The sequence below is a fragment of the Anaerotruncus massiliensis (ex Togo et al. 2026) genome (genome assembly GCF_900199635.1).
GTDB classification, from domain to species: Bacteria; Bacillota; Clostridia; order Oscillospirales; family Ruminococcaceae; genus Anaerotruncus; species Anaerotruncus massiliensis.
On the sequence record NZ_LT962687.1, the window covers coordinates 705,822 to 728,169 of the forward strand.

Sequence of the window (22,348 nt, forward strand, 5' to 3'; positions counted from 1 at the left end):
TGCGGGTTTCCTGCGGCAGCCCTTTTTTAGCCAGGGGGCGCGGACGCGCTTCCCGGCCCGCCGCGGCCGGGACCCTGATGCAGATTGTTGTTGGCGAGGAGGCAGGTTATGGAAGCGGGAACCCCCCAATACGCGGTCCAGATGAAGCAGATCTGCAAGTATTTCGGCAGCTTCTGCGCGTTGGATCATGTGGATTTGAATGTCAGAAAAGGTACGATCCACGCGCTGCTCGGTGAGAACGGCGCGGGGAAATCCACGCTCATGAACATCCTGTACGGCTTCTACCGGGCGGACGAGGGGGAGATCCTCCTCAACGGGGAGCCGGTGGAGGTCAAGAACCCGAGCGTGGCGATCAAACACGGCATCGGCATGGTCCACCAGCACTTCATGCTGGTGGAGAATTTCACCGTCACACAGAATATCATGCTCGGCGCGGAGACCACGAAGGGTTTCGACGTGCTGGACCTCGAGTCGGTCAAGGCGCAGATCCGGGAGCTCTCCGAACGGTACGGCCTCTATGTGGACCCCGACGCCAAGATCCAAGACGTCTCGGTCGGCATGCAGCAGAGGGTGGAGATCCTGAAAGCCCTCTACCGCGGCGTGGATATCCTGATCCTCGACGAGCCCACGGCGGTTCTGACCCCGCAGGAGATCGAGGAACTGATCGAAATCATGCACCGCCTGGTCGGAGACGGCAAGACGGTCATCATTATCACCCACAAGCTGCGCGAGATCAAGCAGTCCTCCGACTACTGCACCATCATCCGCCGTGGCCACTATGTGGACACGGTGTCGGTCGCGGAGGAGAGCGAGGAGGACCTGGCCACGAAGATGGTCGGGCGCGAGGTCACGCTGCACATCGAAAAAAAGCCCGCCACACCCGGCGACGTGGTGTTTTCCATCGAGGACCTCACCGTCAGGGACAACCGCGGCATCGAAAAGCTGCGCGGCCTCTCCCTGAACGTGCACAAGGGCGAGATCCTCGGTATTGCCGGCATCGACGGCAACGGCCAGAAGGAGCTCGTCGAGGCGATCACCTGCCTGACCCGCTGCGACGGGGGCAGGATCGTGATCAACGGCGCCGAAATCCAGAACACGACGACGCGCAACGTGCTCGACCATGGCATCTGCACCATCCATGAGGACCGCCACAAGCGCGGGCTGGTGCTGAGCTTTTCGGTGGCGGAGAACATGGTGATCGAAAACTACCGCAAACCCCCTTTTTCCAAGGGCATCGTGCTGAATTTCCCCAAGATTCAGGAGAACGCCCAGAAGCTCATCGGGGAGTTTGACGTGCGGCCCGCCGACTGCGCGCGGACCGAGGCGCGCGCCCTGTCGGGCGGCAACCAGCAGAAGGTGATCATCGCGCGAGAGGTCACCAACGACCCCGACCTGCTGATCGCGGTCCAGCCCACGCGCGGACTGGACGTGGGCGCCATTGAATTTGTACATAAGTCGCTGGTGGAGCAGCGGGACCACGGCAAAGCGGTGCTGCTCATCAGCCTGGAGCTTGACGAGGTCATGGACCTGTCCGACCGCATCAATGTGCTCTATAACGGCAGGATCGTCGGCGAAATGGACGCCGCGGGCGCCGATGAAAAGGAAATCGGCCTGCTGATGGCGGGAGGGGGGAACCAGACATGAGGGATCGACTCATCAAGCTGCTCAAAAAACCGATGACCGGGATCCTCATTTCGGTGCTGATCGGCTTCATTGTCGGCGCGGTGGTGCTGGCGGTGGCCGGCTACAACCCGCTGGAGGCCTACGGCGCGATGTTCGCCGGCATGTTCCGGAAGCCGAAATACGTCTCCCAGATCGTCATCAACGCCGTGCCGATCATCCTGACCGGCCTTTCGGTCTCCTTCGCCTACAAGAGCGGGCTCTTCAACATCGGCGCGGAGGGGCAGTACATGATCGGCACCGTGACCGCAGCGCTGGTGGGCCGCTACTTCCTGCTGCCGATGGGCGTCCATCCGGCGGCGGTCCTGCTGCTGGCCTTCCTCTTCGGCGGGCTGTTCGGCGGGCTGGCCGGGTGGCTCAAGGCCCGGTTCGGCGTGCATGAGGTCATCTCCACCATCATGCTCAACTGGATCGCCCTCTACTTCAACAACTTCATCCTCACGCTGCCCGGTGTGAAGAAGCCCGGCTCCCAGGCCTCCTACGAGGTCGCGGACACCGCGAAGCTGCTTTTCCTGGGGGACTGGAAGAAGTCGGAAGCGGGCAAGGAGTTCATCAAGTCGAACGCCTTCTGGGGCGATTTCCTGCGCACCGACCTGCACTGGGGCATTCTGCTCGCGCTTGTGGTCGTGCTGCTCGCCTGGTACTACCTCAACCGGACGACCAAGGGCTTTGAGCTGCGCGCGGTCGGCGCCAACAAGGACGCCGCCGAATTCGCCGGCATCGGCGTCAAGAAGAACATGGTCATGGCCATGTTCATTTCCGGCGGTATCGCGGCGCTGGCGGGCGCCATCCAGATTCTCGGCACCAATCCCTTCCGCATCAGCGTGTTGCCGGTCACCGAGGGCTACGGCTGGGACGGCATCTCCGTCTCGCTGATCGCAAACAACAATCCGCTCGGCTGCGTGCTCTCCGGCCTGCTGTTCAGCGGGCTCAAGTACGGGGGCGGCTCCATCCAGTCGGAAATCGGCGCGCCGAGCGAGATCATCAACATTATGATCGGCTCCATCGTCTTCTGTGTGGCGCTGGTCTCCATCTACCCGATGATCGCCGAACGGCTCAAGAGAAGGGGTGGTTCACATGTTGAATAACATCCTGCTTGCCATCAATATCACCCTGATGTATTCGGCGCCCCTCATCTTCGCGGCGCTCGGCGGGGTCATCACCCAGCGTTCCGGTGTGGACAACATCGGCATCGAGGGCATGATGACGATCGGCGCGTTTGTCGCCACCGCGGTGGGGTACTTCACCGGGAGCCCGTGGCTCGGATTTTTGATCGGCGGGCTGGCGGGGGCCGCCATGGCGGTGCTCCATGCGGTGGCTTCCATCCACCTGCAGGGCAACCAGACCATCTCCGGCGTCGCCATCAACTTCATCGGCCTGGGGCTGGCGCTCTTCCTGTCGCGGCTCTTCTTCGACGGCGCGACCCAGACCCAGCCGGTGCCCAAAAAGCTGCCGAAGATCCTGTCGCTGCTCGGGATGGACACCTCCAACCTGACCATCAACGCCATCAACATCGACATCACGGTGCCGCTGGCCATCCTGCTGACCGTCGCCATGTGGTTCTTCCTCTACAAGACCAAATGGGGCCTGCGGGTGCTGGCCTGCGGCGAGCATCCCGCGGCGGCCGATTCGCTCGGCGTCAACATCTATGTGATCCGCTACGTCTGCTGCATCCTCTCGGGCCTTCTCGCCGGCTTCGGCGGCGCGGCCATGACGCTGGCGGTCGTCTCCAACTTCAGCCCGACGGTCATCTCCGGCCACGGCTTCATCGCGCTGGCCGCCGTGATCTTCGGCAAGTGGACCCCGCAGGGGGCGCTGCGCGCCTGCCTGCTCTTCGGCTTCGCCCAAGCGATGGTGGTCATGCTCGGCGGGATGGAGTACATCCCCTCCCAGCTGCTGGCCATGCTGCCCTATGTGCTCACAATGGTGGTGCTCGTGCTCTTCGTCGGCCGTTCGGAGGCCCCGAAGGCCAACGGCACGCCCTACCGCAAGGGCGAACGGTAACCCCCGATTGTTTAAAAACGCCCCCGCGAAAGCGGGGGCGTTTTTTTCTTTTTTTGTCTTGACAAAGCGCGGTTGGCCTGCTAGAATATAAGCATAAGATTAATCAAATAAACATATGTTTAAGGAGCGAGGAGCATGATCACTGAACGCGAGCGGCAGATTCTGCGCTGGATAGAGGATAACCCGCTGATTTCTCAGCAGGAGCTGGCTTCGCGGGCCGGGATCGCCCGTTCGTCGGTCGCGGTGCACATCTCCAACCTGATGAAGAAGGGCTTCATTCAGGGTAAGGGCTACCTGCTGCAGAAAAATCCCTATATCGTGGTGGTGGGCGGCGCCAATATGGACATCAGCGGCCGTCCGGACGCCCCGCTCGTGGCGCAGGATTCCAACCCCGGCAAGGTGCGGCTGTCGCCGGGCGGCGTGGCGCGCAACATCGCCCACAACCTGGCGCTGCTGGGGGAGGACGTCAAGCTCATCACGGCCTTCGGGGACGACCCCCACGCCAACCAGCTCGCCGAGGGCTGCCGCCGTCTGGGGATCGATGTGAACGACACCCTGACCGTGCCGGGCGGGACGACCTCCACCTACCTGTTCATCGCCGACCACACCGGCGAGATGCAGCTCGCGATCAACGAGATGGACATCTACGAGGAGCTCACGCCGCGCTTTTTCGAGAGCAAGATGGACCTGATCAACCGCGCGAGCCTGTGCATCATGGACACCAATCTGCCGGAGGAGAGCCTGCGGTTCCTGGCGGAAAACTGCCGTTGCCCGCTCTTCGCCGACACCGTCTCCACCGTCAAGGCGAAAAAGCTGGCCGGGCTCTTCTACAAGATCCACACGATCAAGCCCAACCTCCTTGAGGCGCAGCTTTTGACCGGTATCGAGATCCGCGACGAGGATTCGCTCCGCCGCGCCGCCCGCCGCTTTCTGGACATGGGGGTCGAGCAGGTGTTCCTCTCCCTCGGCTCCAAGGGCGTTTTCTGCGCCGACCACCATGAGCAGTTCCACCTGCCCGCCTATCCCTCCCACATGGTCAACAGCACCGGCGCCGGCGACAGCTTCATGGCAGCGCTCGCCTGGGGCTGGCGGCAGGGCTTTTCGCTGCGGGACTGCGCCAAGGCCGGGCTGGCCGCGGCCGACATCTGCATCGAAAGCGCCGAGACGATCAGTCCGCGCATCAGCGCGGAATCCATCCTGGCAATCACGGGGGCGCCCACACCGACCCCCGATGAATAAATCAAATTGACGAGAAGGAGTGTCCGTATCATGAACCGTCTTGAAAAATACCTCGAAGTTTCCCCCCGTATCCGGGAGGCCCTCGACAACAACCGTCCGGTGGTCACGCTGGAATCCACCATCATCTCTCACGGCATGCCCTATCCGCGCAACGTCGAAACCGCCCTCAAGGTGGAGGAGGTCGTCCGGAGCTGCGGCGCCGAACCCGCGACGGTGGCCGTCATCGGCGGCAAGCTGAAGGTGGGCATCTCGGAAGAGGAGATCACTCATCTGGGCAAGAAGGGGCTCGGCGTCATCAAGGCCAGCCGCCGCGATCTGCCGGTGCTCTGCGCCCGCGGCGAGGACGGCGCCACCACGGTGGCCGCCACGATGATCCTCTCCGCGCTGGCCGGGGTCCAGGTCTTCGCCACCGGCGGCGTGGGCGGCGTGCACCGCGGCGCCGAGACGACGATGGACATCTCCGCCGACCTGGAGGAGCTGGCCGAAACCCCCGTCATGGTGGTCTGCGCCGGCGCCAAGTCGATCCTTGACCTCGGGCTCACGCTCGAATACCTGGAGACGAAGGGCGTCACCGTGCTGGGCTACCAGACGGAGGAGCTTCCCGCCTTCTATACGCGCAAGAGCGGCTTCAAGGTCGATTACCGCATGGATACCCCCGAGGAGATCGCGGCGGCGTTTTCTGCCAAGGAGGACCTGGGACTCCGTGGCGGCATGCTGGTCACCAACCCCATCCCCGAGCAGTACGCCATGGACCATGACTACATCTCCCGCACCATCGAGGACGCCTGCGCCGAGGCCGCGCAGAAGGGCGTCAAGGGCAAGGAGCTGACTCCCTTCCTGCTCGACCGGATCCAGCAGATCACCGCCGGCAAGAGCCTCGAAGCCAACATCGAGCTTGTGTATAACAACGCGCGGCTGGCCTCGCGGATCGCGGTTGAGCTCTGCAAAAAATAAAGGCGGCATTTGCTGCCCGTGAGCGGCGGAGGTTGCCGCGCTGCGACGGCCCGCAGGCCTAGTGCCGGAGGCGTGTCCCGCCGACGGCCGCCCGGCGGAATCCTCTTGAGTTTACCTCGCTGCGCCCGGCGGGGCGTAGACGGGAATTGCCGCTTTCCAAGCGGCAAGAAATACGAGCGCGTTCCGCCGCGCGGCACGGGTTCCTTTTCGGACGGACGAAAAGGAACCAAAAGTCCGCCTAAGAACCCTCCGCCGGGTTCTTAGGGATCTCCGGGAGTACCTTGCCATAACCCGCGGACTACCGTCACTCCCCACGGGTACACCAGCTGAAGGCTCAATTCAGGTTGCGGGCGCTCCCAACGATGAAAACAACGGCGCGGCGAGCTTGTCAGGCAGGGGTACACGCATCGGCTTGACCGATCGCGGGGTCGGTTGCGGGCAGGGGCCGCAACTGACGTGCGCCCTGCGCTCCCAACGACCGAAGCCGGATGGCTCGCCGGGGACACCCGACGGAAAACAACGCCCGTTCCGGGCGTTCGCGCGCCCTGCGCGCGTGCGCGGCGTAGCCGCGCAGTTTTCCGCCTCCCCGTGGGAGATGCGCGCCACGCAAAAGCGGCCGTGTCTCCCCGGGCGCACTTTCGATTCGGTACCGGAGGCTCTCGGGCAGTGGCATTGCGCCCGCGGCGCGGCGGCTGGCGGGATGCTGTAGGCTCGCTCGCTCATCCGTGACAGGGTGCCGCCGACTTTGGCCGAAGGCCAACCGGAGGCGGCGCTGGGGGTCAAGGGGGCGCAGCCCCCTGCGGCTTCTTTCCCCCATTTCTTGTCCGTACAAGAAATGGGGCCGCCCGCCGGGGCGGGACCCGGCAAGCTCCGCCGCTTCATGAGCGGCAAATCGGTGGGCCACCGGCAAGCTCCGCCGCTTCCCGAGCGGCATATCTAAAGCGCCGCCACCCGCCGGGGCGAGAGCGGAAAGCTCCGCCGCTCCTCGAGCGGCAAACAAAAGGCCCACGGCAACCCCCTTGACAAAACGGTCACATGCGCTATAATAAAACCACAAAGTCTGTTTCAGGGCGGGGTGAAAGTCCCCACTGGCGGTACAGTCCGCGAACCGGCGCAAGTCGGCCGAATGGGTGCGATTCCCATACCAACGGTATAGTCCGGATGAAAGAAACGGCGTATATTCGCGGATTTTCCGCCGATATGCCCGCGCCCTTGAACCTTGGTTCAAGGGCGTTTTCAGTTCCCCGGCAGGCTCCAAACATTTTTGGAGGTATGACACATGAAAGCATCCCAGACCACCCGCAAGCTCACCACCATCGCCATGCTGGCCGCCGTATCGATCGTGCTGGTCGCGCTCATCCGCATTCCGTTTCCGCCCGCGCCCTTCCTCGAGTACGACCCTGCCGACATCCCAATCTTTATCTGTACCTTCCTCTACGGGCCGGTGGCGGGGCTCGGGCTTACGCTCGTCGTGTCGGTCATCCAGGGCACGACGGTCAGCGCGGGCAGCGGCATCATCGGCATCGTGATGCATTTTCTGGCGACGGGCGCGTTCGCGCTGCTCGCGGGCAATCTCTACCGCCTCCGCCATAACCGCGTTGGCGCGGTGGTCGCGCTGGGGGCGGGCGTCGCGGCGATGACCGTGGTGATGGTGTTCTGCAACCTCATCTTTACGCCGATCTTCATGGGTACCCCGATCGAGGCGGTCATCCCGATGCTGCTGCCGGTCATCATCCCTTTCAACCTGCTCAAGGCGGGGGTCAATGGGATCGTCACCTATTTCGTCTACAAGCCGATCGCGCGGCTGGTGAAGCATGAGCATTCCGAACAGCCCGCGTAATGCTTGACATTTTCTGGCGCATCCTGTAGAATAACAAAGACAACTGAATAGCTTTACCTTATAAAGAGCGGCGGAGGGACTGGCCCTGTGAAGCCCGGCAACCTGCATTGCAAGGTGCCAAATCCAGCGGTATGACCGAGAGATGAGGAAATGATAGCGTCCGGCATATCGCCGGGCGCTTTTTGTTTTGATTTGACAGGAATTGGCCGCAGGAAAACGCGGCCGAGTCCCCACTGTATAAGAAATATTGCGTAACAGGGGGTAAACAGGTGAAAATAGACGGAATGTGCAGAAAACTCATTTCCACGGTGCTGGCGGCGGCGCTCTGCGCGGGGGTGGCGGCGCCCTCCCTCGCGGCGGGCGGCTACAACGACTTCGACGCGATCACCAGCCATGTGAATCTCAAGGTGCCCGCCCGGCTGACCCTGACCCGCCCGGAGAAGGACGTCTCCACCTCGGGGGCCGCTTACTTCATCACGGGCGGCTCCGACCCCGACGAGAAGCTGACGATGAACGGCGAGGCGGTTTCGGGCCGGGGGGCGCGCGGCAGCTTCGGCGTGCTCGTGGCGCTCCAGAAGGGGGTCAACACCTTCGTCTTCCGCAACGGCGGCCGTTCGGAGGAGATCAACATCACGCGCGGGGCGGACACCCCCGTTACGATCACCAACATCCGCGGCGCGGCGCCCTCCTTTGACTGCGCGACCTATTCGGGCGAGACGATCAGCCTGCAGTGCACCGCGCCGTCGGGCGCGCAGGTGACCGCGACGGTCGGCGGGCGGCAGGTGGCGCTCAAGCAGGCGGCGGCGACCGCCGTGGCGGGCGTGCCCGCGACCTTCTCCGCCAAGACGACGGCGGGCGAGGTGGACGGCACCCGCAACCTCGGCCCCGTCACCTACACGATGACCTACAAGGGCAAGACCAGCTCGGTCAAATCGGCGGGCAGCGTCTACCTGACCGGCAGCGGCAGCCGCCTGTACGTCGAGGTGAAGAACGTGGCGGCAAGCGTCTACAAGGACGCGGCGGCGAGCGCCTTCATCGAGACGGCCAAGGGGGGCGCGGTCGACTATGTGACCGAGGTGGGGAACATGTACCGCCTGTCGACGGGCGGCTGGATCCCCAAGGAGTCGGTGCAGCCGCTGGAGGAGCAGGTGAACATCCGCAACAGGGTGTCCGGCGTCTCCTTCGAGCAGGCGGGCAGCGGCGAATACTACACCTTCCACGGCACCGCAAACACGATGTTCCGGGCCTATATGGACGGGGAAAAACTCTATGTGAAGCTCTTCAACACGACCGGCATCGCGGACTATGAGGACGGCATGGCGGACGGCAGCGACCTGTTCGACGCGGTCGACGTGACGGAGGAGGACGGCGACACGGTCATGCAGTTCCTGCGGTCGGGGTCCCGGCAGCTGTGGGGCTACGACATCAGCTACGACGACGGCGACGTCATCCTCTACGCGAAATACGCGCCCCGGGTCTCGGGCGGCAGCCAGCCGCTCTCCGGCGTGACGATCGCGGTGGACGCGGGCCACGGCGGCGCCGATCCCGGCGCGATCGGCATCCCCGGCACGGGCGGCGCGATGGAGAAGGACATCACCCTCGCATCGGCGGTCGCGGTGCAAAAGCGGCTGGAGTCTCTCGGCGCGAAGGTCGTGCTCTGCCGCACGGGGGACGACGACGTGGACATGAACAAGCGGATGCAGATCACGCTCGACAACCGCGCCGACCTCTTCATCTCCCTTCACTGCAACAGCCTCGCCTACACCAAGGATATGAACACGATCGGTGGAACCGAGGTCTACTACTTCGAGCCGATCTCCAAGAGCCTCGCCTCAACCCTCTCGGCGAACGTGGCGGGCTATACCGGGCGCACCAACCGGGGCGCGAAGCAGTCCAACTACCGCGTGACCCTCAACGCCTTCGCGCCGTCGGTGCTTGTGGAGATGGGCTTTGTCACCAATCCCACGGAGTATGACAGCATGACCAGCCGCAACGGCATCTACCAGACCGCGAACGCGATCGGGGACGGCGTGCTGGCGGTGCTGGGCGTATGACGCGCGCAAGGGTTCTGGCCGGCCTGCTCGCGCTGCTGCTGGCGCTGGCCGGCTGCGCGGCGCGCGGCGGGGAGGCCCCGCCCGCGGACGCGGGACCGGCGGCGCCGGGTCCGGCGGAACCCGCCGCGCCCGGGAGCGCGCCGGAGCCGGAATCCCCTGCGGAGCCCGACTACGCCGACCCGGCGGTCTGTCAGGAGATTTTTTTCGCGCCCTACGGCAACCTGATCTACGCCGAGGGGTGGGAGCGCTATGAGGACCTCGGCCCGGACTCCCTCTTCCAGTTCACGGTGCAGCAAAATTACCACATCTACATGTCCAAGATCGACTACGCCGAGCGGTACGGCCCCGAATGGGCGCGCGTCGACCCGCCGGTGGACGGGGAGGGCTTTGCGGCCTATCCCGCCGAGGAGGTCGAGGCCACGGCGCTCGCCTATTTCGGCGCGCCTGCCGACTACCTGCGCACCGCCTATTCCTACGACGCGCAGAAGAACGTCTACCAGATGCGGGGCGGCGGCCTGGGCGAGGAGTGGTGGCCGCGGGTGCTCTCCGCCGAACGGGAGGGGGACCTGCTGCGCATCTCCTACGAGGTGTGGACGGAGGGCTACGCCGTCCGGGACAGCGAGGGAAACGCGTCCGAGGCTTCCGGACAGAAGGTCTATTCCGCCGTCATGACGGTGGAGCTTTTGGACGGGGGCGGCTTCCAATACCGGTCGGTGCAGGTCCTGCCGGAGGAAGCGGCGTAAAATTTGTATATTGAAGCCCGGAGGGGCTGGACGAAAGGAAGTTCGATAGAAGATGGCCAAGTACCTTTTTACCTCGGAGTCAGTAACCGAGGGACATCCCGACAAGATCTGCGACCAAATTTCCGACGCGGTGCTCGACGCGATCATCGCGAAGGACCCGCAGGCGCGCGTGGCGTGCGAGACGGCGGTGACCACCGGCATGGTGCTCATCATGGGGGAGATCTCCACCAACTGCTATGTGGATATCCCCGCCGTGGCGCGCGACGTGATCAGGGGGATCGGCTACGACCGCGCGAAATTCGGCTTTGACTATGCGACCTGCGCAGTGCTGACGAGCATCGACGAGCAGTCGGGCGACATCGCGCTCGGCGTCGACGAGGCGCTCGAGCAGAAGCAGGGCGCGGGCGACGAGGCGGATTCGACCGGCGCGGGCGACCAGGGCATGATGTTCGGCTACGCGTCGGACGACACCCCCGAATTGATGCCGATGCCGATCTCGCTGGCCCACCGGCTGGCCAAGCGGCTCTCGGAGGTGCGCCACGACGGGACGCTCCCCTACCTGCGGCCGGACGGCAAGACGCAGGTGACGGTCGAATACGAGGACGACGCGCCGGTGCGCGTCGACGCGGTGGTCATCTCCAACCAGCATTCGCCCGACGTCTCCCTCGAGCAGATCCGGGCGGACGTGATCGCGGAGGTCATCGACAAGGTGATCCCCTCCGAGCTGATGGACGACCGCACAAAGATCTACGTGAACCCCACCGGCCGGTTCGTGATCGGCGGGCCGCAGGGCGATTCGGGGCTCACCGGCCGCAAGATCATCGTCGACACCTACGGCGGCTTCGGCCGGCACGGCGGCGGCGCCTTCTCGGGCAAGGACCCGACCAAGGTGGACCGCTCGGCGGCCTACGCCGCGCGCTGGGTGGCGAAGAACATTGTCGCCGCCAAGCTCGCCCGCCGCTGCGAGGTGCAGGTGGCCTACGCGATCGGCGTGGCGAACCCCGTGTCGGTCAACGTCAACACCTTCGGCACCGGCGCGGTGCCTGACGACCGGCTCGCCGAGGCGGTGACCAGGGTCTTCGACCTGCGCCCGGCGGCGATCATCCGCACTCTCGGCCTGCGCCGCCCGATCTACCGGCAGCTCGCCGCCTACGGCCACATGGGCCGCGAGGATTTGGGCGTCAGCTGGGAAAAAACCGACAAAACCGACGCGCTTTTGGCCGCCGTGAAGGAATAGGGCCCAAAACGCCTCACACAAAATCACCTCGGAACATAGGATGTTCCGAGGTGATTTTTCATGCTGCACATCCTGGGAATCGGCCTGCTGTCGGTCTTCGCCTGCATCGGGTTCATCCACGCGGCCGCGTGGCTCGCGGTGCGCCTGAGCCGGAAAGGCAACGGGGTTTACAAGGTCGTGCCGGTCGGCGGAGAAGGGAAAAATTCGGGCGACCAGATGTCCCTCTTCTACGCCTGCCTCCAGTGGGAATCCAACCCGAGCGGTCAAGTGCTTCTGCTTTACGACGCGGGCCTCGACGAGCGGGCGGCGCGCGACTGCGAGGAGCTCGCGCGCGGCGCGGGGGTGCGTTTCGTCCGCTCCCCGGAGGAGCTGGCGGGGCTCCTGCGCTAGGGGCCGCAGGCTCCCGGCGCGCTTGCGCTTTCCCGCGCGGACGGCTATAATGATAGCTGTAAATCTTCGCGCGGGGAGGGAAGGAACATGGAGCTTGGCGAACGCTACCGGCTGGAGGGCGGGGTGGAGACGGTCATCTTCCACAGCGAGCAGACGGGCTTTACGGTGCTCGAGCTTTCGGCTGACGGCGAGCTGGTCACCGTGGTCGGGGAGTTCGTGGGCATCGCCGTCGGCGAGACGCTCATCGTGGAGGGGGTGTACGCCACCCACCCGAAATACGGCCTCCAGCTCAAGGCGGACAAGTATGAGCGGCTGCTCCCGGCGACCGCCGCCGCCATCGCCTCCTATCTCTCCTCCGGCGCGATCAAGGGGATCGGCCCCAAGACCGCCGGGCGGCTGGTCGCGCGGTTTGGGGACGAGACGCTCACCGTGATCGAACAGAATCCGGCAAGGCTCACTGAGGTTTCCGGAATTTCGCCAAAAAAAGCGGAACAAATTTCCAATGAGTATCGAAAATTGTTTGGTATACGAACTGTAATGCTATATCTGGCGAAAATCGGCGTTCCCGCGCCCTTCGCGATCAAGGCGTGGAAGAAGTTCGGCCCCCAGGCGCAGGAGATCGTGTCGCAGAACCCCTATGTGCTCTGCTGCGAGGAGATCGGCGTGCCCTTCGAGACGGCGGACGCCGCGGCCGACGCGGCGGGGCTCGCGCCCGACAGCTTCGAGCGGATCGCCGCGGGCATTCTGCACGTGCTGCGCCACAACAGCATGAACAACGGCCACACCTGTCTGCCCGAGCCGAAGCTGCTCGAGACGGCGGCGCGGCTCGTCCAGACGGACAGCTACCACGCCGCCGACGTGCTCGAGGAGCTCGTGGCGCGCGGGGAGCTGGTGCGGCTCGATGTAAAGGGGGAGCCCTTCCTCTACGTCCCCCGCTACTACGAGGCGGAGTGCTACATCGCCTCCAAGCTCGCCCTCATGCGCGACCAGCGGGGGGAGGGCCTCACCCCCGATCTCGAGGCTGCGATCTCCGCGCTCGAGCAAAAGCAGGGGATCACCTACGCGGCGCTCCAGCGGGAGGCGATCGTCACGGCGGTCACCTCCCCCCTCATGATCCTCACCGGCGGCCCCGGCACCGGCAAGACGACGGCGATCTCGGCGATCATCCGCCTGCTCGGGCAGATGGGGGAGAAGGTGGCGCTCGCCGCGCCGACCGGGCGCGCCGCCAAGCGGATGACCGAGCTGACCGGCGTGGAGGCCAGGACGGTCCACCGGCTGCTCGAGGTCGACTTCGACGACGGCTCGGGGGTCACCAAATTCAAGCGCGGGGAGAAGAACCCGCTGCCCTGCGAGGCGGTCATCATCGACGAGACCTCGATGATGGACACGCTCCTCTTCGAGTCGCTGCTGCGCGCCGTCAAGTTCTCCTGCCGGCTCATCCTCGTCGGCGACCCCGACCAGCTGCCGTCGGTCGGCGCGGGCAACATTCTGAGCGACCTCATCGCGAGCGGCAAGCTCCCCGTCGTGCACCTGTCGGAGATCTTCCGGCAGGCGGCCAAAAGCCTCATCGTCACCAACGCGCACGCGATCGTCTCGGGGGAGGACCCTCGGCTTGACGCGCGGGACAACGACTTCTTCTTCCTGCCCGAGCAGCAGTCGGCGCGCATCTGCGCGACCGCCGCCGATCTCTGCGCGCGGCGGCTGCCCAAGAGCTACGGCTTTTCGCCGATGTGGGACATCCAGGTGATCGCGCCGACAAGGGTGGGCGCGGCGGGCACCGGGGAGCTCAACCGGGTGCTCCAGCAGGCGCTCAACCCGCCCGACGAGCGCAAAAAGGAATTTTCCTCCGGCCCCCAGACGCTGCGCGAGGGGGACAAGGTCATGCAGGTGAAGAACAACTACGACCTCCTGTGGGAAAAGGAGGACGGCGAGGAGGGACTCGGCATCTTCAACGGCGACATCGGCGTGATCGAGCTCATCAACCGCCCCTCCTCGTCGATCATCGTGCGGTTCGACGAGGGCCGCCGCGCGGAGTACTCCTTCGACATGGCGGGCGAGCTCGAGCTCGCCTACGCGATCACCGTGCACAAGAGCCAGGGCAACGAGTACGACGCGGTCATCCTGCCGCTCGCGGAGGGACGCAGCCGCATGTATTACCGGAGCCTGCTCTACACGGCGGTCACCCGCGCAAAAAAGCTGCTCATCATCCTCGGTTCGGCCTCGGCGGTGCGCACGATGGTGCAGAGCCACAAGCGGACCCGCCGCTACGCCAACCTGCGGTTTTTGCTGGGGGAGGTGTGCGATGGCTAGCCTGTGGGAGCGCGCGCTCACCCTGCTCTTCCCGCACAAATGCTTCCTCTGCGGGCGGGTGCTCGCGGGGGAGGGGTGGCTCTGCGGGGAGTGCGGTCTGCCCGAGACGGCGGGGGAGGCCTGCCCCGGCTGCGGCAAGCGGCTGGACCGGTGCGTCTGCGAGGCGTCCGGCCCGGTCTGTGACGGCGTGTCCGCGGCGCTCTGGTATGAGGGCGGCGTGCGCCGGGGCATCCACCGGTACAAATACAGCGGGCGCAGCTATTACGCGCCCTTCCTCGCGGCGCTGATGGCAAAGCGGGTGCGCGGCGACTTTGGGGACGGGGCGTTCGACCTCGTCACCTGGGTGCCGCTGCACCGCAAAAAGCTCCGCCGGCGCGGGTTCTGCCAGACCGAGCTGCTGGCGCGGGAGCTTTCCCGGCGGCTGGGCGCGCCCGCCAAAGGCGGGCTCCTGGCCCATACGGGAAAGGGCGGCGCGCAGGCGCGGCAGGAGGGCGCCGCGGCGAGGGAACAGAACGCGCGGGAGGCATTCTCCCTCTGCCGGGGCGCGGCGCTCAGGGGGGAGCGGGTGCTGCTCGTGGACGACGTGCTCACGACGGGCGCGACGGCCCGCCGGTGCGCGGAGCTTCTCAAAAAGGCGGGCGCGGGGGAGGTCCGCCTCACCGTGGCGGCCACGACGCCCGCCGGGCAGAGGAAAATGGCGGCAAATGGCGGGCGGCGTTGAATTCTGCTGTAAATTGTTGTATAATGGTGCGGTAATGAATCGGGCGGGGCCCGTCAGGGGGACAAAATCGTATGAATTCAATCGACATCGGGATCGACCTGGGAACGGCGACGGTACTCGTCTATAACGGCGCGCACGGCATCGTGCTGCGGGAGCCCTCGGTCGTGGCGATCAACACCCGCACCGGGGACGTGCTCAGCGTGGGGGACGAGGCGCACGACATGCTGGGCAAGACGCCCGCGAAGATCACCGCCATCCGCCCGCTGGAGGACGGGGTCATCTCCGACTACAAGATGACCGAGGCGATGATCAAATACTTCATGAAAAAGGCCTGTCCCAACAATATGATGAAACCGCGGGTGGCGCTCTGCGTGCCCTCGCTCATCACTGGCGTGGAGGCGCAGGCGGCGGTCGACGCCGCCGTGCAGGCGGGCGCGCGCAGCGTCTACCTGATCGAGGAGCCGGTCGCGGCGGCGATCGGCGCGGGTATCGACATCTCGCGGCCGAACGGCAACCTCATCCTCGACATCGGCGGCGGTACGAGCGACATCGCGGTGCTCTCCCTCAACGGCATCGTCTGCAAAACGTCGATCAAGCTGGCGGGGGACAAGTTCAACGCCGCGATCATCAAATACATGCGTTCCCGCTACAACGTCCTGCTCGGCGAGCGGATGGCCGAGCGGGTCAAGATCGCGATCGCGAGCGTCGACCGCGACGCGGAGGACGCGTCCTATGAAGTGAAGGGCCGCCACCTTGCGACCGGACTGCCGACCAAGGTGCTGCTCACCCGGAAGGAACTCTATCCGGTGATGGTCGAGCTGGTGGACGAGATCCGCGCGGCGGTCCATTCGGTCGTCGAACGCACGCCGCCCGAGCTTGTCGGGGACATCTTCACCAACGGCATGGTCATGACCGGCGGCGGCGCGATGCTCCACGGCATGGATGTCTATATGTCCCGCGAGCTCAAGATGCCGGTGCGCCTCGCGGAAAACCCCGTCGAATGCGTCGCGGTCGGCACCGGGCTTTCCTTCCAGTATATCGACCAGCTCGTGGACGGGTTTGTAGCTTCCTCCACCCACCGCCACTGAGCGGCCAATCGTATATTTGCCTCCTTTGGTTGGAATACTTTAGGTATCCCAATTGAAGGAGGTTGTTTTTTATGCCTTTGACGTCCAAAGAGCTTTCCGCCATCGAGGACCAGCTCGGCGTGGAACAGACGCTCGTCAAAAAGTTCGCGCTTTATGCCCAGATGACCACCGACCCGCAGCTCAAGACCCAGTTTGAACAGAACTCCGCGAAACACCAAAACCATTATGACCGGCTGCTCCAGCAGCTGGGGTAGGAGGGCGTATGAACCAGCAGAAACTGTTCGGCGACCGTGAAATGATGGAGGACGTGCTTTCGAGCCAGAAATTCGTCACCGAGGGCTACAACACCTTCGCGAACGAATGCGCGTCGCCAGCCGTCATGAGCGAGCTTATGAACATCCTCAATGAGGAACACCAGATTCAGCACGAGGTCTTCGACGAGATGGTCAAGCGCGGCTGGTACCAGACCGAGCCCGCCCCGCAGAAGAAGATCGACCAGTGTAAGCAGCAGCACGCGCAGGGCTAAATCTTGCCGCTCGGGGAGCGGTGTAGCTTGCCGGTAGTCGACCGGCGGCGAGTGACTTTCTTTACGTCAAAGAAAGTCACCAAAGAAGGACGCCAAAGGACCCTCCGCCGGGTCCTTTGGAATCCCCGGGAGTACCTTGCCAAGACCCGCGAACTACCGCCACTCCCCACGGGTACACCAGCTGTGGGCACAATTCTGGTTGCGGGCGCTCCCAACAACGGCTGTCGGAAGGCTCGTCGGGGACATACGGCGGAAAACAACGCCCCGTTCCGGGCGTTCGCGCGCCTTGCGCGCGTGCGCGGCAAAGCCGCGCAGTTTTCCGCCTCCCCGTGGGCGTTGCGCGCCACGCAAAAGCGGTCGTGCCTCCCCGGGCGCACTTCCGGTACGGTTCCGGAGACTCTCGGGCAGAGGCATTGCGCCCGCGGCGCGGCGGCAGGCGGGATGCTGTAGGCTCGTCCGCTGATCCGTGGCAGGGCGCCGCCGACTTTGGCCGAAGGACAACCGGAGGCGGCGTGGGGGTCAAGGGGGCGCAGCCCCCTGCGGCTTCTTTCCCCCATTTCTTGTCCGTACAAGAAATGGGGCCGCCCGCCGGGGCGGGACCCGGCAACTGCACCGCTCAATGAGCGGCAAATCCAAGCCCGCCGCCGGAGCGCGGTATGCCACAAACCATAACGAAAAGGGAGCGGGGATATTCCCCGCTCCCTTATTCAACCTCATCGGTGTCTGCTTTGAGATGAGCCAACCCGTACTCAAAAAACTGCACAACAAGCGCATTGAGTGAAATATTTTTAGCCTGAGCAATTTGTTCCATCCGGTCAACCAGACTTTTGGGCAAACGGAAAGTTTTGTTTACTTTCTCGGGATCCTGCTTTTTTATTTCGAGCATCTGCATCACCTGATTATTATTGTAGATGCAAATTGCACGAATATATACACCTTATTTTGCAAGATATTAATATTGTAAACATGGGGATTATTAATTATAATGGAGTTACAGCTTCTACATAGGGAAACGGTTTCGGAAGCTGACAAAAACGCCTCGCGGCCTGGCCGCGAGGCGTTTTATCATTTGCCGTGCAGATGAACGTCCATCTGGTTGTAGGGGATCGAGATGCCTTCCGCGTCAAACCGGCGCTTGACCTCCTCGAGCAGGTCAAAGTTGAGCGTCCAGTAGTCGGGTGTGTCCACCCATACGCGGCAGGCGATCTTGATCGCGGAGTCGCCGTGCTCGGACATGCGGACGACCGGCTCGGGATCCCGGTGCGCAAGGGGGTTGTCGCCGAGCGCGCCGCGGATGATCCGCTTGGCCTTCTCAAAATCGTCGCCGTAGCCGATCGAAAAGACGAGGTCGAGGCGGCGGGTCGGCTCATAGGTGAAGTTGACGATCTCCGCCTTGGCCACGTCGCCGTTGGGGATGTGCACGACCTTGTTGTCGAAGGTCTTCAGGATCGTGTAGTTGAGGCGGATCTCCTGGATGGTGCCCTCGTTGCCGTTGATGCGGACATAGTCGCCGAGCGCGAAGGGCTTGGTAAAGAGCACCGACATGCCGCCCGCGAGGTTCGCGAGGGAGTCCTTGACGGCCAGCGAGACCGCCAGGCCGAAGACGCCGAAGAGGGCGATGAGCGACCCGGCGGCGGAGGGGGCGAGCACGGTGACGACGATGATGCCGAGCACGATATAGAGCACCGCGCAGATGATTGAAACGATGAAATTATGCAGGGTGGGGTCGAGCTTGGAGCGCTTAAGCATTTTGCGGGAGAAGGAGCAGATCCAGCGCACAAGCAGGATGCCGGCCGCGAGGATGATGAGCGCCGTCAGCAGGCGGGGGGCGAAGTCGAGAAATTTGTGCCACAGGTAGTTCCACCGGGTGTCGGAGGGCATGCTGGTGAGGGCGTTCACCACCTCCTGGATTTCGGAGGCGGCGGAGGAGGTGTCGATGGTTTCCATGAGGGCTCCTTTCAATCCGCCTTCCCGGCGTGGGAGGCGGATTTTTTGATATACGAGGAGGGGGATACGCCGGTGATCTTTTTAAACACGCGGGAGAAGTAGAGGGAGTCGTCATAGCCGACCGACGCGGCGACCGCCGAGACGGGCAGGGAGGAACGCTCGATCAGTTCCACCGCCTGGGAGATGCGGAACTTGGTCAGGTATTCGTTGGGGGAGGTGCCGATATGCCGCATGAACACCCGGTAGAGGTGGCTTCGGCTGATGCCGACCGAGGCGGCGATGTCGCTGACGTCGATCGAGCCTGAGTAGTTGTGCGCGATGAACCGGATGGCGCTCTCGACATATTCGAGCGAAAGTCCGGCGGCGGGCGCGGGCGCGCCCGGCTGCTCGGTGAGCAGCGCGAGGAAGAGGTAGAGCAGGCCGATGGCGCGCAGCTCGCTGGCAGGGGTGGTGCCGGAGGCGCGGTAGATGCCGGTGATGGCGCTCTCGATGGCGGCCGGGTCCTCAAAGCGGACGACCGGCTTTTCGCGGGTAAAGGGGGTCTGGGCCATCAGCAGCTTGGCCTCCGCGCCGTTGAAACCCACCCAGCAGTATTCCCACGGGTCTGCGTCGTCCGCGCGGTAGGTCACGATGACCGAGGGGTAGACGATGAAGGTGTCGCCCGCGCCCACCTCATGGGTGACGCCGCCGGCGGTGTAGCTGCCGCGCCCGGAGATGACGTGGTGCACGAGAAAGTGGTCCCGCAGGCCGGGCCCCCAGGTGTGGGAGGGCTCGCACTGCTGCACGCCGGCGTTATAGATGGCGATGGGCAGGCTTTCGCGCGTTTTGGTCTTATAGGAGTGTTTGAAGATACCGTCTGCCATTGGAAGGCCCCCTTTATTTTGCGTCTCCTAATTAGTATAATCAAAAAGGCGATTTACTGCAACAATCGTCCATAAAAATGGGACTTTTTTGTGTTGAAATTCCGTACAATTTGCGTTAAGCTAAAATTACAGATATTGAGAGGGCCCCGCGCGCGGCGGGGCCCCATCGGAAACGGACCGGCGACACGACAAAACGATGGAGGAAATGGTATGAAGACACAGGAGATGCGATCCAGGATCACTTCCGGCGGGCTGGACCGGGCGTTCGACTATCTCTACAGCGAAAAGGCGCCGCTACAGCGGGAACGCTATGAGGCCGCGGTGGGGGAGTTTGAAAAGCTCTTCGGCGCGGGCCGGGAGGTCGGGCTCTTCAGCGCCCCGGGGCGCACCGAGGTGGGCGGCAACCACACCGACCACCAGCAGGGACGGGTGCTGGCCGCGGGCGTCAACCTCGACGTGATCGCGGTGGCCGGCAGGAACGACGACAACGTCATCCGCATTCAGTCGGCGGGCTTCCCGATGGACACCATCGACCTCTCCGACGTGTCGGTGCGGGAGTGTGAAAAGAACACCGCCGCCTCCCTCATCCGCGGCGTGGCCGCCAAGTTTGTCGCCCTCGGCTACCGCATCGGCGGCTTCGACGCCTACACCACCTCCAGCGTGCTCAAGGGCTCCGGCCTCTCCTCGTCAGCCGCGTTCGAGACGATCGTCGGCACGATGCTCAACTGCCTCTACGCGGGCGGCGCGGCGACCCCGGTGCAGATCGCCCAGATCGGCCAGTACGCCGAAAACGCCTATTTCGGCAAGCCGAGCGGCCTCATGGACCAGATGGGCTGCTCGGTGGGCGGCTTCATCACGATCGACTTTCAAAACCCGGAGAAGCCCGTCGTTGAAAAGGTGGACTTCGACTTCGCCCATTCGGGCTACAAGCTCTGCGTCGTCGACACGGGCGGCAACCACGCCGACCTCACCGGCGACTACGCCGCCGCGCCGGTCGAGATGCGCGCGGTGGCGGAGGCGCTCGGCGGGAAGGTGCTGCGCGACGTCGCGCCGGAGACCTTCTACGCGGCGCTGCCCGCGCTGCGCGGCAAGTGCACCGACCGCGCCCTGCTGCGCGCCTTCCACTTCTACGCGGACAACGACCGGGTGCCCAGGCAGGTCGCCGCGCTCAGGGCGGGCGACTTTGAGGAATTCAAGCGCCTTGTGATCGAGAGCGGGCGCTCCTCCTACATGTACCTGCAAAACGTCTACACCTGCAAGAACCCCGACGAGCAGGGCCTCTCCCTCGCGCTCGCGATGAGCGAGCACCTGCTGGCCGGCCGCGGCGCGTGGCGCGTCCACGGCGGCGGCTTCGCCGGGACCATCCAGGCGTTCGTCCCCGAGGACCTGCTCGACGGCTACAAGGCCGCGATGGAGGCGGTGTTCGGCGCGAACCACTGCCACGTGCTCTCCATCCGCCCGGTCGGCGGAGTGGACCTCTGCGCCCTGTAAGGCGCGCCCGGTTAACAGGAAACGACACACCGATCAGATACATACAGGAGGAATCAGAATGGCTGAATTAAGATGGCATCCCCTGACACAGGACTGGGTCATGATCGCTTCCCACCGGCAGGCGCGCCCGCAGATGCCCAAGGACTGGTGCCCCTTCTGCCCGGGCTCGGGCAAGGTGCCGGACCACTACGACGTGCTCGAATACGACAACGACTTCCCGGCGCTGAGCCAGACGCCCCCCGAGCCGGACGACGTGGCGAACGACTTCTTCAAAACCGCGCCCGCCTACGGCAAATGCGAGGTCATCCTCTATTCGCCCGGGCACACGACCACGGTCCCCGAACTGTCGGACGACCATATGGCGAAGCTGGTCGACCTGTGGTGCGAGCGGTTCGAAAAGCTCTCGCAGGACGAAAAGATCAAATACGTCTTCATCTTTGAAAACCGCGGTGAGGCGGTGGGCGTCACGATGCCCCATCCGCACGGCCAGATCTACGGCTACTCCTTCGTGCCCAAGAAGCTCCAGCTCGAGCTCAAATCTTCGGGCGAATACTACGCCGAAAAGGGCAGATGCCTCTTCTGCGACATGCTCGCCGAGGAGCAAAAGTTCGGCCAGCGGGTGATCTTCCAGAACGAGCACTTTACCGTCTTCCTGCCCTTCTTCACCGAGTACCCCTACGGCGTGTACATCTTCGCCAACTCCCACAAGTCGAACCTCCTCGAGTTCACCCCCGGGGAGCGCCGTTCGCTTGCCGTCACCATCAAGCACACGGTCGGCATGCTCGACAGCCTCTTCGGCTACAAGTTCCCCTATATGATGTGTATGCACAACGCCCCGGTGAACGGCCCGGATGTGAAGGACAGCTACCACTTCCACATCGAGTTTTTCCCGCCGATGCGCAGCGCGGACAAGGTCAAATTCAACGCCTCGAGCGAAACGGGCGCGTGGGCGCACTGCAACCCGACCCGTCCCGAGGAGACCGCCGCCGAGCTTCGCGAGGCGTACGGGCGGTATATGGACACCCTCAAATAAGCGCTTGTGGAGCTCCCACAAAGCGGCCGCCCGGGAGGACGGCCGCTTTGTCTTTTTGGGCGGGGGAGATGGATTTTTCATGAAATGTTTGTTAAAATTTTTTCAAAATTGCGGCGTAAAGGCGTTGCAAATACCCGCAAGATATAGTATACTTAGTTCTGGTTTCGATTTTTTGTAGAAACCAATTTCCTGTATCATTTTACCAAATATATAGCAAGGAGAATGGGC

General features: G+C 63.9%; 20 protein-coding genes and 2 riboswitches. Of the genes, 17 read left to right on the plus strand and 3 right to left on the minus strand.

The genetic code is table 11. From position 1 onward, the window contains the following. The first annotated feature begins 108 nt into the window (after nucleotides 1–108). The 15 genes from C1A13_RS03950 (at nucleotide 109) to C1A13_RS04020 (ending at nucleotide 16,786) form a co-directional block, all read left to right on the plus strand. Nucleotides 109–1,644 (plus strand): ABC transporter ATP-binding protein, encoded by a 1,536-nt coding sequence (locus C1A13_RS03950; RefSeq protein ID WP_101549308.1) that lies wholly within the window; start codon nucleotides 109–111, stop codon nucleotides 1,642–1,644. Continuing rightward, nucleotides 1,641–2,768, plus strand: a complete 1,128-nt coding sequence (locus C1A13_RS03955) for an ABC transporter permease (RefSeq protein ID WP_101549310.1) — start codon at nucleotides 1,641–1,643, stop codon at nucleotides 2,766–2,768. Before C1A13_RS03950 ends, C1A13_RS03955 begins: the two co-directional genes overlap by 4 nt. Beyond that, complete coding sequence (locus tag C1A13_RS03960) at nucleotides 2,758–3,684, plus strand: ABC transporter permease (RefSeq protein WP_101549312.1); 927 nt, start codon at nucleotides 2,758–2,760, stop codon at nucleotides 3,682–3,684. Before C1A13_RS03955 ends, C1A13_RS03960 begins: the two co-directional genes overlap by 11 nt. Nucleotides 3,685–3,819: 135 nt before the next feature. After that, nucleotides 3,820–4,923 carry a PfkB family carbohydrate kinase gene (locus C1A13_RS03965; RefSeq protein WP_172439158.1) on the plus strand — a complete coding sequence of 368 codons (1,104 nt, stop codon included), beginning with the start codon at nucleotides 3,820–3,822 and terminating at the stop codon, nucleotides 4,921–4,923. Nucleotides 4,924–4,953: 30 nt separating this feature from the next. Beyond that, a complete protein-coding gene (locus C1A13_RS03970) occupies nucleotides 4,954–5,877 on the plus strand; it encodes a pseudouridine-5'-phosphate glycosidase (RefSeq protein ID WP_101549314.1) in 924 nt (307 codons plus the stop codon). Between the two features lie 1,057 nt (nucleotides 5,878–6,934). After that, a riboswitch (FMN riboswitch) is annotated at nucleotides 6,935–7,054 on the plus strand. Between the two features lie 102 nt (nucleotides 7,055–7,156). Continuing rightward, nucleotides 7,157–7,717, plus strand: coding sequence for an ECF transporter S component (locus tag C1A13_RS03975; RefSeq protein ID WP_101549315.1), 561 nt, complete (start codon nucleotides 7,157–7,159; stop codon nucleotides 7,715–7,717). A gap of 55 nt (nucleotides 7,718–7,772) precedes the next feature. Continuing rightward, nucleotides 7,773–7,866: riboswitch (SAM riboswitch) on the plus strand. Nucleotides 7,867–7,986: 120 nt separating this feature from the next. Beyond that, a complete protein-coding gene (locus C1A13_RS03980; RefSeq protein WP_146021678.1) occupies nucleotides 7,987–9,771 on the plus strand; it encodes an N-acetylmuramoyl-L-alanine amidase family protein in 1,785 nt (594 codons plus the stop codon). Beyond that, on the plus strand, nucleotides 9,768–10,514 hold the full coding sequence (locus tag C1A13_RS03985; protein ID WP_101549319.1) for a hypothetical protein: 747 nt from the start codon (nucleotides 9,768–9,770) through the stop codon (nucleotides 10,512–10,514). Before C1A13_RS03980 ends, C1A13_RS03985 begins: the two co-directional genes overlap by 4 nt. 52 nt (nucleotides 10,515–10,566) lie before the next feature. Then, nucleotides 10,567–11,751 carry a methionine adenosyltransferase gene (gene metK, locus C1A13_RS03990; RefSeq protein ID WP_101549320.1) on the plus strand — a complete coding sequence of 395 codons (1,185 nt, stop codon included), beginning with the start codon at nucleotides 10,567–10,569 and terminating at the stop codon, nucleotides 11,749–11,751. A 60-nt stretch (nucleotides 11,752–11,811) separates the two neighbouring features. Further along, on the plus strand, nucleotides 11,812–12,141 hold the full coding sequence (locus C1A13_RS03995; protein WP_101549321.1) for a hypothetical protein: 330 nt from the start codon (nucleotides 11,812–11,814) through the stop codon (nucleotides 12,139–12,141). An 87-nt stretch (nucleotides 12,142–12,228) separates the two neighbouring features. Next, on the plus strand, nucleotides 12,229–14,451 hold the full coding sequence (gene recD2 / locus C1A13_RS04000; RefSeq protein ID WP_101549323.1) for an SF1B family DNA helicase RecD2: 2,223 nt from the start codon (nucleotides 12,229–12,231) through the stop codon (nucleotides 14,449–14,451). Then, entirely contained in the window at nucleotides 14,444–15,172 is a 729-nt protein-coding gene (locus C1A13_RS04005; protein WP_101549324.1) for a ComF family protein, read from the plus strand. Before recD2 ends, C1A13_RS04005 begins: the two co-directional genes overlap by 8 nt. A gap of 71 nt (nucleotides 15,173–15,243) precedes the next feature. After that, nucleotides 15,244–16,260, plus strand: a complete 1,017-nt coding sequence (locus C1A13_RS04010) for a rod shape-determining protein (protein WP_101549326.1) — start codon at nucleotides 15,244–15,246, stop codon at nucleotides 16,258–16,260. A gap of 71 nt (nucleotides 16,261–16,331) precedes the next feature. Beyond that, a complete protein-coding gene (locus C1A13_RS04015; RefSeq protein WP_101549328.1) occupies nucleotides 16,332–16,514 on the plus strand; it encodes a spore coat protein in 183 nt (60 codons plus the stop codon). Nucleotides 16,515–16,522: 8 nt separating this feature from the next. Continuing rightward, entirely contained in the window at nucleotides 16,523–16,786 is a 264-nt protein-coding gene (locus tag C1A13_RS04020) for a spore coat protein (RefSeq protein ID WP_101549330.1), read from the plus strand. 703 nt (nucleotides 16,787–17,489) lie between these two features. Here C1A13_RS04020 and C1A13_RS04025 read toward each other — a convergent pair. From C1A13_RS04025 to C1A13_RS04035, 3 genes are all read right to left on the minus strand, one after another. Next, nucleotides 17,490–17,672, minus strand: coding sequence for a hypothetical protein (locus C1A13_RS04025; protein WP_101549332.1), 183 nt, complete (start codon nucleotides 17,670–17,672; stop codon nucleotides 17,490–17,492). Nucleotides 17,673–17,851: 179 nt separating this feature from the next. After that, on the minus strand, nucleotides 17,852–18,733 hold the full coding sequence (locus C1A13_RS04030) for a mechanosensitive ion channel family protein (protein ID WP_101549335.1): 882 nt from the start codon (nucleotides 18,731–18,733) through the stop codon (nucleotides 17,852–17,854). Between the two features lie 11 nt (nucleotides 18,734–18,744). Continuing rightward, nucleotides 18,745–19,596: an AraC family transcriptional regulator gene (locus tag C1A13_RS04035; protein WP_101549337.1), complete on the minus strand. Its 852-nt coding sequence runs from the start codon at nucleotides 19,594–19,596 to the stop codon at nucleotides 18,745–18,747. Nucleotides 19,597–19,806: 210 nt separating this feature from the next. On the opposite strand from C1A13_RS04035, the gene C1A13_RS04040 reads away from it, so the two are divergent. Both C1A13_RS04040 and galT read left to right on the plus strand, forming a co-directional pair. Further along, nucleotides 19,807–21,087, plus strand: coding sequence for a galactokinase (locus C1A13_RS04040; protein ID WP_101549339.1), 1,281 nt, complete (start codon nucleotides 19,807–19,809; stop codon nucleotides 21,085–21,087). Nucleotides 21,088–21,145: 58 nt separating this feature from the next. Further along, nucleotides 21,146–22,120 (plus strand): galactose-1-phosphate uridylyltransferase, encoded by a 975-nt coding sequence (gene galT, locus C1A13_RS04045; RefSeq protein ID WP_101549341.1) that lies wholly within the window; start codon nucleotides 21,146–21,148, stop codon nucleotides 22,118–22,120. The last annotated feature ends 228 nt before the right edge of the window (nucleotides 22,121–22,348 follow it).

Coding starts and splice junctions, on each gene's coding strand:
- galT (WP_101549341.1), top strand. CDS start 21,146: ATGGCTGAATTAAGATGGCATCCCCTGACACAGGACTGGGTCATGATC.
- C1A13_RS03970 (WP_101549314.1), top strand. CDS start 4,954: ATGAACCGTCTTGAAAAATACCTCGAAGTTTCCCCCCGTATCCGGGAG.
- C1A13_RS04015 (WP_101549328.1), top strand. CDS start 16,332: ATGCCTTTGACGTCCAAAGAGCTTTCCGCCATCGAGGACCAGCTCGGC.
- C1A13_RS03955 (WP_101549310.1), top strand. CDS start 1,641: ATGAGGGATCGACTCATCAAGCTGCTCAAAAAACCGATGACCGGGATC.
- C1A13_RS03965 (WP_172439158.1), top strand. CDS start 3,820: ATGATCACTGAACGCGAGCGGCAGATTCTGCGCTGGATAGAGGATAAC.
- recD2 (WP_101549323.1), top strand. CDS start 12,229: ATGGAGCTTGGCGAACGCTACCGGCTGGAGGGCGGGGTGGAGACGGTC.
- C1A13_RS04025 (WP_101549332.1), bottom strand. CDS start 17,672: ATGCTCGAAATAAAAAAGCAGGATCCCGAGAAAGTAAACAAAACTTTC.
- C1A13_RS04020 (WP_101549330.1), top strand. CDS start 16,523: ATGAACCAGCAGAAACTGTTCGGCGACCGTGAAATGATGGAGGACGTG.
- C1A13_RS03950 (WP_101549308.1), top strand. CDS start 109: ATGGAAGCGGGAACCCCCCAATACGCGGTCCAGATGAAGCAGATCTGC.
- C1A13_RS04040 (WP_101549339.1), top strand. CDS start 19,807: ATGAAGACACAGGAGATGCGATCCAGGATCACTTCCGGCGGGCTGGAC.
- C1A13_RS04005 (WP_101549324.1), top strand. CDS start 14,444: ATGGCTAGCCTGTGGGAGCGCGCGCTCACCCTGCTCTTCCCGCACAAA.
- C1A13_RS03995 (WP_101549321.1), top strand. CDS start 11,812: ATGCTGCACATCCTGGGAATCGGCCTGCTGTCGGTCTTCGCCTGCATC.
- C1A13_RS04030 (WP_101549335.1), bottom strand. CDS start 18,733: ATGGAAACCATCGACACCTCCTCCGCCGCCTCCGAAATCCAGGAGGTG.
- C1A13_RS03960 (WP_101549312.1), top strand. CDS start 2,758: ATGTTGAATAACATCCTGCTTGCCATCAATATCACCCTGATGTATTCG.
- C1A13_RS04035 (WP_101549337.1), bottom strand. CDS start 19,596: ATGGCAGACGGTATCTTCAAACACTCCTATAAGACCAAAACGCGCGAA.
- metK (WP_101549320.1), top strand. CDS start 10,567: ATGGCCAAGTACCTTTTTACCTCGGAGTCAGTAACCGAGGGACATCCC.
- C1A13_RS03975 (WP_101549315.1), top strand. CDS start 7,157: ATGAAAGCATCCCAGACCACCCGCAAGCTCACCACCATCGCCATGCTG.
- C1A13_RS03985 (WP_101549319.1), top strand. CDS start 9,768: ATGACGCGCGCAAGGGTTCTGGCCGGCCTGCTCGCGCTGCTGCTGGCG.
- C1A13_RS04010 (WP_101549326.1), top strand. CDS start 15,244: ATGAATTCAATCGACATCGGGATCGACCTGGGAACGGCGACGGTACTC.